Source organism: Mediterraneibacter glycyrrhizinilyticus (assembly GCF_015560805.1).
Lineage (GTDB): Bacteria > Bacillota > Clostridia > Lachnospirales > Lachnospiraceae > Schaedlerella > Schaedlerella glycyrrhizinilytica_A.
This window is the reverse complement of sequence record NZ_JADMSO010000008.1, coordinates 1-14,395: the sequence shown is the minus strand read 5'-3', so window position 1 is coordinate 14,395 and position 14,395 is coordinate 1. Positions and strand designations below refer to the sequence as shown.

Here is a 14,395-nt window from a genome sequence, read left to right as displayed (position 1 = left end):
CATTATAACCATTATGGAATCCAATTTGAGACCGGTGAAGAAAGAATCAATGTAACCCAAGTCGACTTTTTAGATGCCCAGATTTTGAACTTGGCTACGGGCTCTCCGATTTTCTTTAACACACGTATCGCTATGTGTTCTCTTGGACCACTTGAATATCTGGAAGCTAAAATCAGACCCGATCTTTGTCAATTCATTGTCAGTATGAGCGAACCACCTAAGTGGTACGATAGTCCAGATTACCTATAACAATATCAAATAATTAAAAAAGCATCCGAATATGATTCAAAATATCATCATATCCCGATGCTTTTTTCTTTACTCCACCAAAATTTTTTTCAACTTCTCTAAATCTTCTGCATTCACTCCGCATTCTTTCAAATACGTTTCTGCATTTCCCCATGTAGAATCCAAATAATCCAATGTAATTTCCATTTCTTCTTTAGGGGAAGATAATAACACGTCAGAAATTTCTATTCCGCGTTGTTTAAAAATTTTTCTCTGTTCTTCAAATATACTTTTCATATTTTCAGCACTTACACTATAATCTGCTGCAACCACTTCTTCCGAAACACCTGCCAGACGAAGCAATAACATTGCAATGACACCTGTACGGTCTTTTCCTACTGCGCAATGAAAAACAACCGGTTCTCCATTTCTTTCTGCAATCCGTTCCATCACTTCTTTAATTTCTTCTTGATGTGTATTTAAAATCGTAATGTAAAGATCGGATAGTCTTTCCGGTATCGAAAGCGCTTCTTGAGAATCATTCATCCGATCCGACATCGGAATTGAATAATATGTAAAGTTTTCTCTGATCCTGTCCGGCGCTTGTTCTACTTCACTTCTGCTTCTAAGATCTAAAACATATGTGATCTTCTTTTCTTCCATCCAAGACAGATCATCCTCTGATAATCGATGTAATGCATCTGATCTATAAAAACATCCTTTTTTTATCGTTCCCCCATTTGCCGGATAACCGCCCAAATCTCTAAAATTACAAGTCCCATCCATCGGAACCGGAAGATTCACACTCCATTTTTTCATTTCCTGTATCTACCTGCCTTTCTCCCATACTTCTTCTTTCATATTACTTTTAATATAGACAACTGCTCCGCCCAAACATAATAAAAACATCAGAACAGAAAGTGCGGCAGCTTTTTGATAGTCAAGATATGTATTCACTTGTTGATACAATAAGATTCCCAACATTTTCGGATTATTCGGACCAGTAAGATAAGGGATCGTAAACGCTCCGATCTGTCCCATTAATATAAATGTGGCTGCTACGATCACATCTTTATACACAAGCGGCCATATGATTTTCTGAAAAATCTTCCAATAAGAACATCCCGCATCTCTTGCGCTTTCCACATAGGAATCTGCGACTGCCGATAATGCTGCGGAGAGCAGCATAGCGGAAAAGGGGATATTAAACCAAAGATTGCACAAAATAATTCCTTTTATATCATATAAAAGTCCCGGCTTGTATACGATACCAAATAATTGTAAAAAACGATTGATAAAGCCAGAATCCTTTATGATATTCATAACAGCGTATACCGCTACAATTCCCGGAATAAATCTGGGAAGTAAGTAAAGTCTTCCGATCAATTTGCTGATCTTACTTTTAGAAAAACGCAAATACAATGCCAGCAAGAAACTGAAGATAATCGCTAAAATCATCGTGCTAAATGCTTCGATCGCCGTAAAGATCAAACTCTGAAAAGCTTCTTTACTTGTGAAAAAGTATTGATAATTTGCCATTGTAAATGTACCGTCTGCAGTTTTAAATGACTGCAAGATCGTATTGATGATCGGAAGCACTACGACTAACATCATAACTGCGAATGCCGGAAGCACCATCGCATATGGCGTCCATGTTTTTTGCCTTTTTTGTTTCATACCATCCTCATTTCCAATATATGATCCTCCTGCTTTTTGCAAGGAGAATCATATACTATTTCCTCTACTGTGCAAGACTTCCGATTTCCTCTGTCCATCTTGCAGCAATATCTTTTTGAAGCAAACCAATGGAAAAATATCTCAAAGAATCCATATTTGTCTCTTCCAGCCAGTCTTCATGTTCCAGTCCTTCTAATTTTGAAGAATCAACAACCGGGGATGCAAACATTGTGTTCCAATCAATCGCCTGTGCTTCATAACTCAAATAAAAATCAATTACAGAAAGTGCTGCTTCTTTATCTTTTCCAATAGACGGGATCATAAATCCTGCAAGACCACCTAAGAAAGGCTCTTCTAATTGTGTCAATTTGATCTCTTCCGGAAGTGTTCCCATTGCTTTCTGGCTCAACACCATATTTACAAATGCCGGTGTCATATCTACTTCTTTGTTAGCCAGCAATTCCAATGATCCGGCATTTTTCATCGGATATTGTACTTTACCTGCTGTTTGATAGAGATACGGATGAAGTTCTTCCAACAAGGTAAAAGCATTGTCCCATTCTTCGGTATGCTCTGTCTTCCACTTTTCATCGGAAGAGGTTGCCGCTTCTTCCGGAAGCTGATTATAAATCGTATTTGCAACAAACGAAAAGCCTGAATTTCCCGTACTTGGATCATTGTATGTAAAACGTCCCGGATGTTCCTCGATCCACTGATATAACTCCTCTGCGGTTTTCGGCGGGTTCTCTACTGTTTCTGAGTTATATGCCAAATAAACTGATGTTCCTCTGTATGGAACAAAGTTATCTCCTACAATATTATCCTTAAAGATCAAATTCTCATAATTTGGAATTTTAGATAAATCAATTTCTTCAAAGAAATCTTCACTTGTCTGCGCTTCGATATTTGCGATCGCACTGTCATCGATCGCGATCAGATCGAAATCCGTATCTTTTTCGCCTGCTTTATATGCAGCGGAAAGACGATCCGGCAAACTTTGTTCACTTGTTCCCGATACAACAAACTGTACTTCAACTTTTGCTATTTTATTATATTCTTCGTTTGAATTATAAGCATCGGCGATTGCCTGCAATGCTTCTCGCACTTCTTGTCCTCCGCTTGACCAGATTGTAACGGTTGGCACCTCTTCTTCTGTTGTTGTTTTGCTGCTTCCACATCCAACCATTGTACAGATCATAGTCATTCCCATTGCTGCTGCAAATGCTCTTTTCCCTCTTTTCATCCAAATGTTTTTTTTCATAGTTGTTCTCCTTTTCATTTCCATTCATTAATTACTTTCTTTATCTATGCTTTATGCCCTTGCCGCAAACTCCTGTTGTCTGTCAAAGATACAGTTTACGCGGTTTCCGGTCTCAAAGCCTTTCGCCTGATCTTTTTCCAGAAATACTTTCAACATTTCCTTTTCAGACTTTTTAACGATTGCCTGTGTATAATGTCCAAGTGACATCATCTGAAAGATTTCATACTTTCCATTTTGATCATGCTGAAGCGTCACATCTTCCGGACGCACTGCAAATGAACTTCCATTCTCTTCAATAAAATTCATCTCCCCGATAAATTCTGCTACAAATCTTGTCTTCGGATGATCATAAATTTCCTCCGGCTTTCCTACCTGTTCCATATATCCCCGCCGCATAACTGCGATTCGGTCTGAAATAGCCATTGCTTCTTCCTGATCGTGTGTAACAAATATAACGGTCAATCCGGCTTCTCTTTGTATCCTTTTTAACTCCTCACGCATTTGTCCGCGTATTTTTGCATCCAATGCAGAAAATGGTTCGTCCAAAAGCAATAAAGACGGTTTTAACACTAACGCTCTTGCGATTGCAATTCTCTGCTGCTGTCCGCCGGAAAGCTGACTTGGATACTTTTTCTCTGATCCATCCATTCGGACTAATTCCAGCATTTTTTTGATTTCTTTTTTGATCTGCTCTTTCGGACATTTTCTGATCTGCATTCCAAATGCCATATTTTCATAAACGGTCATATGTGGCCAGAGATTATAACTTTGAAACACCATACCTGTCGGTCTTTTTTCCGGCTGAAGATTTTGGATCTCTTTTCCGTCCAGTAAGATCCTTCCTGAATCTATCTGGTTAAATCCGCCGATCGCTCGTAAAATGGTTGTCTTTCCACAACCTGATGGTCCTAAAAGAGTCAATAATTCGTGTTCTTTTACACTGAGATTGATATTTTCAACCCCTTCATTTTTACCAAACTTTTTTGTTAAATTTTCAATGATTAATTTTTCACTCATGACATACCTCACATTTTAAATCCACTTGACAAGGCTTCCGCGCTCAAGTATTTGCGGAACACGATCAATAATAGAACAGACGGAATCAACAAAATCACTGCGAAGACTGCTCCTGCCGTATCCGGGAACGACATAATGATTCCGTATAATTCACTCGGCATCGTATGTATATTCGGCAGCCCGATCAAAAGTGAACCTTGTGCTTCTTCCATTGATCCAAGAAATGTATACAAGGATGCAACAACAATTCCCGGCCATGCCATTGGCATTGTGATCTTGAAAAACACCTGAAGTGCAGATGCTCCCGCATCTCGCGCGCTCTCTTCCTGCTGAATATGTACTGTTCGAAATGCACCACTTGGAATCCACACCATAAACATCATCGTATTTACAACATGTACGAGCACAACTCCTGTAAACGTTCCTATGAGATTTAATTTATAAAATATTACTGCCATCGCTGTATAAATCCCCATTTTAGGAAATGCATTTGTCAAAAGAAAACTCAGCCTCACAAAACTTCTTCCTTTAAACTGATACCTTGCAATCGCATATGCCGCCGGAAGGCAGATCAGCAACGAGATTACCGTGACTACAACCGCCAAAAGTAAGGACGTCGTAATAGACTCTAACATCTGACCTTTTGATAAAATATAATCCCACCACTTTAATCCATACGTTTGAGGGATTACGTCAGGATACTCATATTTCCCTGCAAATGACAATGTCAACATATTAAACAGCGGACCATAAAAAAAGAGAACGAATACAGCCAAAAGAATCCATTCGGCAAATTTTCTTTTTCCCAATCCATAATACAAACGTTTCATTCCTCGTTTCCTCCTGATTTCCATCTGACCGAAATTCCGGCTGCCAAAAGATTTTCATATTGACAGTTTTCCTCATACATCCGTAAAACAACTGTATGCTCCCTCTGTGAATCCGCTTCTTGTTCTTCCTTCAAAACACCTGCTATTTTGATTTTCTCTGTACTCTTTGTAAAACGTAACGGAAGTTCTTTCTCTATCTGTTTCCCGCGGATTCGTAACACCGGATGACACGCTGCCCATTTTAAATTCCAGTTTTCATATTCTGAAGAATGATCCACCTCGATCCATAAATCTTCTTTTTCTGCCCAGGCATGTAACAAAGGTCCCTTCGTGACAATTGTTTTTTGTCTCATCACCGCTCCCAAAACAGCTTTTTCCACTCCTTCGTTCTGTCCTTCTCCGCTGTCTTCAAGCAATGCATAGGTAATCATAACCGGAAGTTTTTTCGGTTTTTGATGAATATCCTTTCCACTGACTGCTGCCAAATGATACCCCGCTAATACTTTTTCTTCCCAAAATTCTAAAGCCTGTCTGTTTCCCATAATATGTCCGGCCATCGCTTCGGTTCCACCGCTCGTATTAAAAACTTCTATATAATCAATTTGATCCCAATCATGGATTTCCAGATCCATCCGACAACCGGCTGTAACAGGTCTTCCTATACAAAACGGATGGGCTAATCCGATCGCACCTGCGCCGGCTGCTCTCAATTTTCCTAAGAATTTTTCAGGTGCTCTCGGGTCTAAATTGGTAAAATCAATCATATGTTCAATACCCAATGCCAAAATATGTCCGTAAAATGTTGTTACTTCGATTCCTTTTAACAACTGAATATGTAATTGTTCCTCTTGTATTGTTTTTTCTGCCTTTTCATGTCCCGAACAAGTATTATGATCCGTCAGCGCAACAACACCATAGGCTTCTTTTTCTGCCCATCTCATCAGTTCTGCCGCCGTCATTTCTCCATCCGATTCCGTGGAATGATTATGTAATTCTACTCTTTGATACCTCATAATTTTTCCTCTCTTTTGATCACAACCTGATAGGGAGTATTCTGATTCAATACCTGATATACATGCAATACAACCTTCAAAACTCCGCCGTGGAATTTCCATGTACGAAACCCTTCCGAAGCTTTTTCCGGAGAAATAACGATCTTTTTTGTCATTTCATCTCGATGTGCACATCCTAAATACGCCTCATTATGGAATACAGACACATTGATCTCTGTTTTTTCTCCGTTGATCATTCTTATAATTTCGTTTTCTTCCGGATTCGTGCCTACATTTTCTCGGTACGCTTTGATACAGGCTTCACGATCTTCTTGCGTAATCTTTTCCATTATTCTTTTTTCAAAAGAGACTTCTACTGTAATTTGATCCATATCAACCGGTAATACGACTTCATAAGCAATATTTCCGATAAACCCTTTCATCAGTTCGCCTGATACTTGATATTCCTTCATCTGTTCCTTCCTTTCTTCGAAAATCACAAGCGCCAGTATAAAAATAATTTTTTAACTTTTCACCAAGACTCCGTTAAACTCCTGTTAATCATTTTCTTCAAAAGTTAATTTTTCTTTAAGTGCATTCGATTACAACGCATTTTTATTTCCATCCGTGATTTTTTTCACAAATTAAATATTTTGAAGTTTTTTTATTGATTTTGTTGCTTTTATATGTATAATATGATAATGGAAGTCGAAGTTTTTTCGACTCTGTGGAAAGGTATTTTTAAGACTGGATATTCAGCTTATGATAGATACATTTCCATAAGAAAATACAATTTAAGAAAAGAGGTTAATGTAAGATGGCAGAAATCGATTTGAGCAAGTATGGTATCACCGGAACTACCGAAATTGTGTACAATCCTTCTTATGAGACATTATTCGAGGAAGAGACAAAACCGGAACTTGAAGGTTTCGAAAAAGGTCAGGAAAGTGAACTTGGCGCTGTCAATGTTATGACAGGTATCTACACAGGACGTTCCCCGAAAGATAAATTCATCGTAATGGACGAGAATTCTAAAGACACTGTATGGTGGACTTCTGACGAGTACAAGAACGACAACCATCCTGCATCACAGGAAGCTTGGGATACTTGTAAAGCACTTGCTTTAAAAGAACTTTCCAACAAAAGACTTTTTGTAGTTGATGCATTCTGTGGAGCAAATGCTGACACACGTATGGCAATCCGTTTCATCGTAGAAGTTGCTTGGCAGGCACACTTTGTTAAAAACATGTTCATTCAGCCTACTGCTGAAGAGCTGGAAAACTTCGAACCGGATTTCGTAGTTTACAACGCTTCCAAAGCAAAAGTTGAAAACTACAAAGAGTTAGGACTGAACTCTGAAACAGCCGCTATGTTCAACATCACAACACGTGAGCAGGTTATCCTGAATACATGGTACGGCGGAGAAATGAAAAAAGGTATGTTCTCTATGATGAACTACTTCCTTCCATTAAAAGGAATCGCTTCTATGCACTGCTCCGCTAACACAGATTTGAACGGTGAAAACACAGCAATCTTCTTCGGACTTTCCGGAACAGGTAAAACAACTCTGTCCACAGACCCGAAACGTCTTCTGATCGGTGATGATGAGCATGGTTGGGATGACAACGGTATCTTCAACTTCGAGGGCGGATGCTATGCAAAAGTTATCAACCTTGACAAAGACTCTGAGCCGGACATTTACAATGCGATCAAGAGAAATGCTCTTCTTGAGAACGTAACACTGGATGAAAACGGAAAGATCGACTTCGACGACAAGAGCGTAACAGAGAATACTCGTGTATCTTACCCGATCGATCACATCGAAAAGATTGTTCGTCCGGTATCCGCTGCACCGGCTGCTAAAAACGTAATCTTCCTGTCTGCAGATGCATTCGGAGTACTTCCTCCGGTATCTGTTCTGACACCGGAACAGACAGAGTACTACTTCCTGTCCGGATTTACAGCAAAACTTGCTGGTACAGAACGTGGAATCACAGAGCCTACTCCGACATTCTCAGCTTGCTTCGGACAGGCATTCCTTGAACTGCACCCGACAAAATATGCGGAAGAGCTCGTTAAGAGAATGGAAGCAAACGGAGCAAAAGCTTACCTTGTAAATACAGGATGGAACGGAACAGGAAAACGTATCTCCATCAAAGATACCCGCGGTATCATCGATGCGATCCTGAACGGAGACATCCAGAACGCTCCGACTAAAAAGATTCCATACTTCAACTTTGAAGTTCCGACAGAACTTCCGGGTGTAGATCCTGCAATCCTGGATCCTCGCGATACTTATGCAGACGCTGCACAGTGGGATGAAAAAGCAAAAGATCTGGCTGGAAGATTCATTAAGAACTTCGCTAAATACGAAGGAAATGAAGCTGGTAAAGCTCTTGTACCGGCTGGTCCGCAGCTGTAAGATCTATATCTTTTCAAAGATTGATACAATGAAATTAAAAAAGACGGTCACACGCTCGTGTGCCCGTCTTTTTTTGTATAGGCGACGAGCCAAAGTCCGGGTTTGCCCGAGACCTTGGCGACTGCTTACAATCCCAGAATATGCCTTTTGGCACTTCCGGTGATCCAGCCTGTTTTATTGATTCTCCGCTGATAGATCATCCGCAACAAAGTCAACTATTCTTATCTCTCCGGCTTTCAAAAATAGTTTCCGTTCTTTTCCGTTAAACCAAAGAGAAACTTCCTGCTCCTGCTCTGCTTCCAGCCGTGCCTGACAATCTTTTCCACCTTTCATTCTCGCAGAAACCAAAATTCCGCCCTCTCCGCGGAAGTGTTCAAAAGCTGTCTCCTCTTCTTTCTCTTTCCAGCTTTCCGGAACTGCCGGAAACAGGTCGATCCGCCCTTTCCGCGTCTGCAAAAGCATTTCCTGAAGCCCGTCTGCCGCATACATATTTGCTTCCAATGTAAATGGACGATAATGAAATGTCGTATACCCCCGCCGTTTATAATCCCCGTTCAAATGAAATCCATTTGGCGAACAAAAACTCTCCCAAAAGATCCGTAGCTGTTCATATGCCCCCTCTCCGTTTCCCTGCACTGCATACAAATGCGCCATCCACACAAATGAAAATCCAACCCACATGCCGCTCCCGAGCCTCTCATAATCCTCGACCACCGCATCAATGATCTTTCGGTCATCCTCTTGCTCATATTAGTACAAATGCAGCGGACAGATTGCCAGAGCGTTGGACAAATGCCGATGCGATTCCTCCAGACTCTCATCCGGCGAAAGCATCAATACGCCTCTTTCATTCACAGAAAACTCAGAAAGATGAGAAAGAATCTCTTCCCACTCTTTTTTCGGACACTCTCCCAGTTCTCCGGCAAATCGGATCAATGTCTGGTACAGATAACGCAAAAGCGCCAGATCATAATGACTGTTCGGAGTCAGCCAGGCTTCGGCTTCATCATCATGGATTTCCGGAGAACTGGACACCGGAAGTACATAGTCCCCGACTTCATTCTTTTGTAAAAGTCCTCGGATACACTGTTCTGTTTCCTGAAAATAAATCCATGCCCGTTCTCTCAAAAATGTGCGATCGCCGGTATATCGATAATATAGATCGAATGACTGGCACAGCCAGATCTGGTGGGTCGGTGACAACGAATACATCGGCCATCCTCCCAACGGTTTTCCATCGATCGTCATCACGCCCGGAAGACAGATCCCTTTTGTCTGATAGAATTTTTCGGCAAATTGTTTCGCCGCGTCTTTTTGAGCCCACAAAAAATCAAGAAAGCTCTCTCCTTCTTCCAAATGATTTGCCTTATAAAAATGCGTATAACTCAGCTGGGTATTCAGATCATTATGATAATCCCCTTTCCATGGCGGGAGCTTTCCGTCATCCGCAGTCCATACGCCTTGAAGCGGCATCGGATATTCCCCTTTTCTGGAACAGGATGCAAACAGATAGTTCGTCAGATACCATTGTTTCTCAAACATCGGATCGGGAACCCGTATCCGGCTTTTCTTCCAATATGCAGTCCACCACGCCCGATGCGCAATCCGGCACTTCTCATATCCGTCACCCAGCTCTGACCGTAAGGCGTCTATCGCATCCTGCAGCCAGTCATCGCCGTCCTCACTTGTCACGATCCGATAAAAAACCTCCGTGCTCTCCCGATCTTCCGTCTTCCCTACGACAATTCCATACGAAAACGCCGCGTCGACTTTCTGCGTAAACCAGAAAAACTGAAACTTCCTAAGGCTGCCATTTTCTGTCATTTCACTGACAGTACGCATTCCGCTCTCAGCTTCCGGATAATGAAGCTTTTTCAGAGAGCCTTGCGAGATTTCCCGATGCATCGGATCATAGACCTGTTCTTCTTCCTTCTCCGGTCTTCCAAAATCCGGATGTTCCAGTTTTACCCGAAATGAATCTGCCGAAGCAGAAACCCGGATCATACCGGTCTTCGTAACTGCATGGCAGAAGCTTTCCACAATGGCAGCTTCTGCTATACTTGTTCCCTTTTCCGATACGATCGCAAATTTCGCTTCGGCAGTCTCTAAATCCAATTCCGAACACACATGATCTCCATCCGAAAAACAAAAAATTAATTTCCCGGACGGCAGCTTCGTCGGAGTCGGACATTGATATGGCGCATCAAAAAATTCCCGGATTTCTCCTGTTTTCCCGTCTTTTGCCAATTTTACCAGATTTGCATATGTAAAATCTTCCCGCTCCGTATACATCGGCGTCGATCTGTCCCATATATCTGTCCGATCCAGACTAAACCGCAAGGCAGACGGTCCGCCCCATACCAACGAACCAATCCTGCCGTTTCCAAGTGGGATTGCCTCATCCCACCTTGTAATACTCTTCTCAAATTTTAACCGATATTTCATAATCCCTACTCATACTGTCTGTTGTAAAGCCACAAAAGTACCAACAATCCCGCCAGTCCGACAAGCATCATCAAAAGCCCCGATGGTCCTATTTTTCTCTGACCTACGATCACCAAGGCAATACATACAACGAATACGACAGCGATCAAAATACCCAGCAACAGTTTTTTTCCATTCTCGCTCATAGTATCTCCTCCTTAGCCTTTCAGTCCTCCGACTGTCATTCCCTGTGTCAGCTTCTTCTGTACGCACATATAAAGGATCAATGTAGGAAGCATGACGATTACAAGACCTGCATACATTTTTCCATACTGCACCGCCGATCTCTGTGCCGCCATCAGATTCATAAGTCCGACCGGAAGCGTCTTCAGTTCCGGCTTCGTCAACAACGTCATGGAAATGATGTACTCATTCCAGAATGCCAGGAAATTGAACAAGATCACTGTCACGATACTTGGCTTTGCTATCGAGATGATGATCTGGACCATTGTCCGGAAATATCCGGCGCCATCCACATATGCCGCTTCCTCATAATCTCTCGCCAACGTCTTAAAATATCCGGACAACAGATAAATCGTAAACGGAAGCGCCGTCGCCGCATAGACAAGCGCCAGCACAAACAAGTTGTTCATAAAAAAGGTAGTCCCGAATGTCTTGTAAATCCATTTATCTCCATCATTGAGCATCAAAAAGATCGGTACGACAATATAGTTTACATTGATAAACAGTCCCGCCATAAATAAAACATTCCAGAATTTGCTGGATTTAAACTTGAATCTTGCCAGTACATATGATGCCGGAAGCGCAATGATCACAAGCAGGAAAATCGCAACCACCGTCACAAATACAGAATTGAGCATATAAGAGCCCATATTCGCACTTTCCCACGCATCGATAAAGTTCTGGAAATAAAATCCCTCCGGAAGCGCCCACGGATTGCGGTAAAATTCCGAATTCTCCTTGATCGACGCCATAAACACCCAGAACACCGGCACTATGATCAAGATAGACAGGAGAATCAGCGGAATGTAAATAAGAACTTTCGCAAGTCCGGACGTTTCCCGGATCGCTCCTTTATTCTTTTTTCTCATTGTTCTCCCTCCTTTAGAATTCAATCTCTTCACGCTTTGTAACAACATTCAGGATGCCCGCCAGAGCAAACGAGAAGATAAATACGACAGATCCGATCGCCATACCATAGCCGTAGGAAGAATTGGTATATGCTTCCTGATACATATAACTTAAGAATACGTTTGACGCTCCGTCCGGTCCTCCGTTTGTCATCGCTTTTACAAAGAGGAAACTCATGTTAATGGTACTGATAATGAAAAATGTAAGTGTTGTCCGGATATTTGTCCAGATCAGCGGAAGTGTGATCGAGAAGAACTGTTTGATCTTTCCGGCTCCCTCCAGACTTGCAGACTCGTAAAGACTTTCCGGTACATTTGCCATACTTGCCATATACATTACCATATAGTAACCGATTGCCTGCCAGATCATAGCGATCACAATACTGTAAATAACGATCTTCTGACTTCCCAGCCAGAGAATCGGATTCTCGGCTCCGTCCGCTCCACGGAACAGATTCAAAAAGGAATTCAAAAGCCCCTGATTCGTATCGTAAATTGCAGAAAAGATCGCACTGATAACTACAATGGACAAAATATTCGGGATATAGAAAATGATCCGGAAAAAGTTCTGTCCTTTGATCTTCTCTCTCGTCAGGATTGCGGCGAAGATCAGCGAAAATGCAAACGTACAGATCGTCACAACGATGATCAGAAGCACGGTATTCTGGAACGCCTGATAAAACTTGTCGCTCTGGAACAACGTCTTAAAATTATCCAATCCTACAAAAGTCTTTTCTGATGTGTATCCGCCCCATTTGTACATGGACATACGGAATACGCCGATAGTAGGATAAATCATAAAAATTGCAAATAAAAACACGGCGGGAGCCAGACAAAAGAATATAAATCTCCCTCTACCTTTCTTTTTTCTCATTCGGTCATCTCCATCCTTTCAGAACAGTCGAACAGCCGGCGCATAGAGAAACGAACGCCGGCTGTTTCTACTATCTGACAATTCACAGACAGTTTGTTATCTTGCTTATTCTTTTAAAGCTCCGCGGAATGCATCGCTTGCTTCCTTAAACTCCGCGATCCACTGATCTTCTGTCTTATCTCCGGATACAAGAGAGTTTACAGGATCAAAGAATGCACCTCTGGTCGTCAGACCTTCAACCGGATCTGTTGTTGAGAATGCGTCAAGAACTGCAACTGCTCCTGTGTCGTAAATACCATAATATGTTACGGCATCTCCTGACAGCTTATCTGTCATTCCTGCGATCGGCTGTACCGCTCCGCCCTCTGTTGCGAAGATCTCAGCTGCTTCGTCGGAGTACAGATATGCGATAAACTGTTTTCCAAGATCCTGATTCTTCGCTTCTTTCGGCATCCATACCTGCTCAAAGAACGAATAAGATGCTCTCTCCGCCCTCTTCAAGTGCCGGAAGTGCTGTGAATCCCCACTCAAATCCCTCTGCACGAGGAGCCTCTGCCATCTCACCGATCACCCAGTTTCCGTTCGGCATAAAGAGTGCTTTGTTGTCCAGGATCATCTGCTGATTTTTCTGGAAATCATTGTCGTTTGCATTTGCAGGAGTTGTCTTCTCTGTATAAGAAGCCAGTTTTGCAATGATATCAAATACCTGCTGTGCTTCCGGTGTATCCCAGATTCCTTCTTCATACTTCAGAGCCTTTGTGAAGTTCTCTTCTCCCATTGCTTCGTGAAGCAGTGCATAGAAGAATGCATCAAAATATCCGGTTGTCGGATATGTGAAGAGCGCGATGCCCTCTGCCTGCGCTTTGTCTCCAAGTTCCCACATCTCATCCCATGTCTCCGGAACTTCCCAGCCTTTTTCTTCAAAAAGCCCTGCGTTGTAGAATAATCCGCATGGTCCGTAGAACATCGGCATCAGATATGTCTTTCCGTCTCCGTATGGATTCACGATCGTATTCTCTGTAAATCCCGGAAGAATCTTCTCGCCTACGGTTACCTCTTCACCCGGTACTGTCATATCCAGAACGTCTGTCAGTTCTGTCAGGTTGTTATCCCGGATAAAAGTCTCTGTCATACCGGATTCTGCTCCGACTGCACGCATGATCACATCCGGATAGTCGCCGGCTTTCATCGCCGGATCGATCACATCTTCCAGATTCTTGTCAATCGTCAGTTCTACGGTCACGCCTTCGTTTGCTGCTTCAAATGCATCGCAGACTTTTTCCCACATAGCTTTTCCGTAAGCGGTTTCAACTGCTGCAACTTTTAAAGTCTTTCCGTCTTCGCCTTTTCCTCCTTTTGAAAAACGGATTTTTCCGCCCTTATTGGTATATCACAGTCATTACCACCACTTCAAGTGGTGGTTTGAATTGGCCCTAATAAGGGCCGGTTACATGCTCGCCCAAAAGGGCGGGTATCGCAAGCATTGTTACTGGTCCGCTATAAAGCGGTACTTCTTAAA

Annotated in this window: 13 protein-coding genes and 1 pseudogene; 1 reads left to right on the top strand and 13 read right to left on the bottom strand. The window is 42.2% G+C overall.

Annotation, left to right across the window (positions count from 1 at the left end; translation table 11 throughout):
- Positions 1–318 precede the first annotated feature (318 nt).
- The 7 genes from I2H87_RS09240 to I2H87_RS09210 form a co-directional block, all read right to left on the bottom strand.
- On the bottom strand, positions 319–1,014 hold the full coding sequence (locus tag I2H87_RS09240; protein ID WP_242849607.1) for a tyrosine-protein phosphatase: 696 nt from the start codon (positions 1,012–1,014) through the stop codon (positions 319–321).
- Between the two features lie 42 nt (positions 1,015–1,056).
- Positions 1,057–1,905, bottom strand: a complete 849-nt coding sequence (locus I2H87_RS09235) for an ABC transporter permease (protein ID WP_117549463.1) — start codon at positions 1,903–1,905, stop codon at positions 1,057–1,059.
- A gap of 64 nt (positions 1,906–1,969) precedes the next feature.
- Positions 1,970–3,166, bottom strand: a complete 1,197-nt coding sequence (locus I2H87_RS09230) for an extracellular solute-binding protein (RefSeq protein ID WP_195609797.1) — start codon at positions 3,164–3,166, stop codon at positions 1,970–1,972.
- 51 nt (positions 3,167–3,217) lie between these two features.
- Positions 3,218–4,183: an ABC transporter ATP-binding protein gene (locus I2H87_RS09225; protein ID WP_009266051.1), complete on the bottom strand. Its 966-nt coding sequence runs from the start codon at positions 4,181–4,183 to the stop codon at positions 3,218–3,220.
- Positions 4,184–4,191: 8 nt separating this feature from the next.
- Positions 4,192–5,013 carry an ABC transporter permease gene (locus I2H87_RS09220; RefSeq protein ID WP_009266050.1) on the bottom strand — a complete coding sequence of 274 codons (822 nt, stop codon included), beginning with the start codon at positions 5,011–5,013 and terminating at the stop codon, positions 4,192–4,194.
- Positions 5,010–6,026, bottom strand: coding sequence for a CehA/McbA family metallohydrolase (locus tag I2H87_RS09215; protein WP_195609796.1), 1,017 nt, complete (start codon positions 6,024–6,026; stop codon positions 5,010–5,012). Before I2H87_RS09215 ends, I2H87_RS09220 begins: the two co-directional genes overlap by 4 nt.
- The gene (locus I2H87_RS09210) at positions 6,023–6,478 is read right to left on the bottom strand and encodes a DUF6669 family protein (protein WP_195609795.1); all 456 of its coding nucleotides are present in this window, start codon (positions 6,476–6,478) and stop codon (positions 6,023–6,025) included. Before I2H87_RS09210 ends, I2H87_RS09215 begins: the two co-directional genes overlap by 4 nt.
- A 344-nt stretch (positions 6,479–6,822) precedes the next feature.
- Here I2H87_RS09210 and pckA point away from each other — a divergent pair, with 344 nt between their 5' ends.
- Positions 6,823–8,427, top strand: coding sequence for a phosphoenolpyruvate carboxykinase (ATP) (pckA, locus tag I2H87_RS09205; protein ID WP_009266046.1), 1,605 nt, complete (start codon positions 6,823–6,825; stop codon positions 8,425–8,427).
- A gap of 174 nt (positions 8,428–8,601) precedes the next feature.
- Here the strand turns inward: pckA and I2H87_RS09200 are convergent, their stop codons facing one another.
- The 6 genes and pseudogenes from I2H87_RS09200 to I2H87_RS09175 all read right to left on the bottom strand — a co-directional run.
- Positions 8,602–9,108 carry a hypothetical protein gene (locus I2H87_RS09200; RefSeq protein WP_195609794.1) on the bottom strand — a complete coding sequence of 169 codons (507 nt, stop codon included), beginning with the start codon at positions 9,106–9,108 and terminating at the stop codon, positions 8,602–8,604.
- 69 nt (positions 9,109–9,177) lie between these two features.
- Complete coding sequence (locus I2H87_RS09195) at positions 9,178–10,872, bottom strand: glycosyl hydrolase family 95 catalytic domain-containing protein (RefSeq protein WP_195609793.1); 1,695 nt, start codon at positions 10,870–10,872, stop codon at positions 9,178–9,180.
- A gap of 5 nt (positions 10,873–10,877) precedes the next feature.
- Positions 10,878–11,057, bottom strand: coding sequence for a DUF6903 family protein (locus tag I2H87_RS09190; RefSeq protein ID WP_009266042.1), 180 nt, complete (start codon positions 11,055–11,057; stop codon positions 10,878–10,880).
- Positions 11,058–11,069: 12 nt separating this feature from the next.
- Complete coding sequence (locus tag I2H87_RS09185; protein ID WP_195609792.1) at positions 11,070–11,963, bottom strand: carbohydrate ABC transporter permease; 894 nt, start codon at positions 11,961–11,963, stop codon at positions 11,070–11,072.
- A gap of 13 nt (positions 11,964–11,976) precedes the next feature.
- On the bottom strand, positions 11,977–12,876 hold the full coding sequence (locus tag I2H87_RS09180) for a carbohydrate ABC transporter permease (protein ID WP_117549455.1): 900 nt from the start codon (positions 12,874–12,876) through the stop codon (positions 11,977–11,979).
- Between the two features lie 105 nt (positions 12,877–12,981).
- Positions 12,982–14,224 (bottom strand): annotated as a pseudogene (locus I2H87_RS09175) (carbohydrate ABC transporter substrate-binding protein); the annotation flags it as partial.
- Positions 14,225–14,395 lie beyond the last annotated feature (171 nt).

Excerpts from the sequence above, each read along its gene's own strand:
- I2H87_RS09195 (WP_195609793.1), bottom strand. The coding sequence starts at position 10,872 with ATGAAATATCGGTTAAAATTTGAGAAGAGTATTACAAGGTGGGATGAG.
- I2H87_RS09185 (WP_195609792.1), bottom strand. The coding sequence starts at position 11,963 with ATGAGAAAAAAGAATAAAGGAGCGATCCGGGAAACGTCCGGACTTGCG.
- pckA (WP_009266046.1), top strand. The coding sequence starts at position 6,823 with ATGGCAGAAATCGATTTGAGCAAGTATGGTATCACCGGAACTACCGAA.
- I2H87_RS09230 (WP_195609797.1), bottom strand. The coding sequence starts at position 3,166 with ATGAAAAAAAACATTTGGATGAAAAGAGGGAAAAGAGCATTTGCAGCA.
- I2H87_RS09235 (WP_117549463.1), bottom strand. The coding sequence starts at position 1,905 with ATGAAACAAAAAAGGCAAAAAACATGGACGCCATATGCGATGGTGCTT.
- I2H87_RS09215 (WP_195609796.1), bottom strand. The coding sequence starts at position 6,026 with ATGAGGTATCAAAGAGTAGAATTACATAATCATTCCACGGAATCGGAT.
- I2H87_RS09220 (WP_009266050.1), bottom strand. The coding sequence starts at position 5,013 with ATGAAACGTTTGTATTATGGATTGGGAAAAAGAAAATTTGCCGAATGG.
- I2H87_RS09225 (WP_009266051.1), bottom strand. The coding sequence starts at position 4,183 with ATGAGTGAAAAATTAATCATTGAAAATTTAACAAAAAAGTTTGGTAAA.
- I2H87_RS09190 (WP_009266042.1), bottom strand. The coding sequence starts at position 11,057 with ATGAGCGAGAATGGAAAAAAACTGTTGCTGGGTATTTTGATCGCTGTC.
- I2H87_RS09200 (WP_195609794.1), bottom strand. The coding sequence starts at position 9,108 with ATGTGGGTTGGATTTTCATTTGTGTGGATGGCGCATTTGTATGCAGTG.
- I2H87_RS09240 (WP_242849607.1), bottom strand. The coding sequence starts at position 1,014 with ATGGATGGGACTTGTAATTTTAGAGATTTGGGCGGTTATCCGGCAAAT.
- I2H87_RS09180 (WP_117549455.1), bottom strand. The coding sequence starts at position 12,876 with ATGAGAAAAAAGAAAGGTAGAGGGAGATTTATATTCTTTTGTCTGGCT.
- I2H87_RS09210 (WP_195609795.1), bottom strand. The coding sequence starts at position 6,478 with ATGAAGGAATATCAAGTATCAGGCGAACTGATGAAAGGGTTTATCGGA.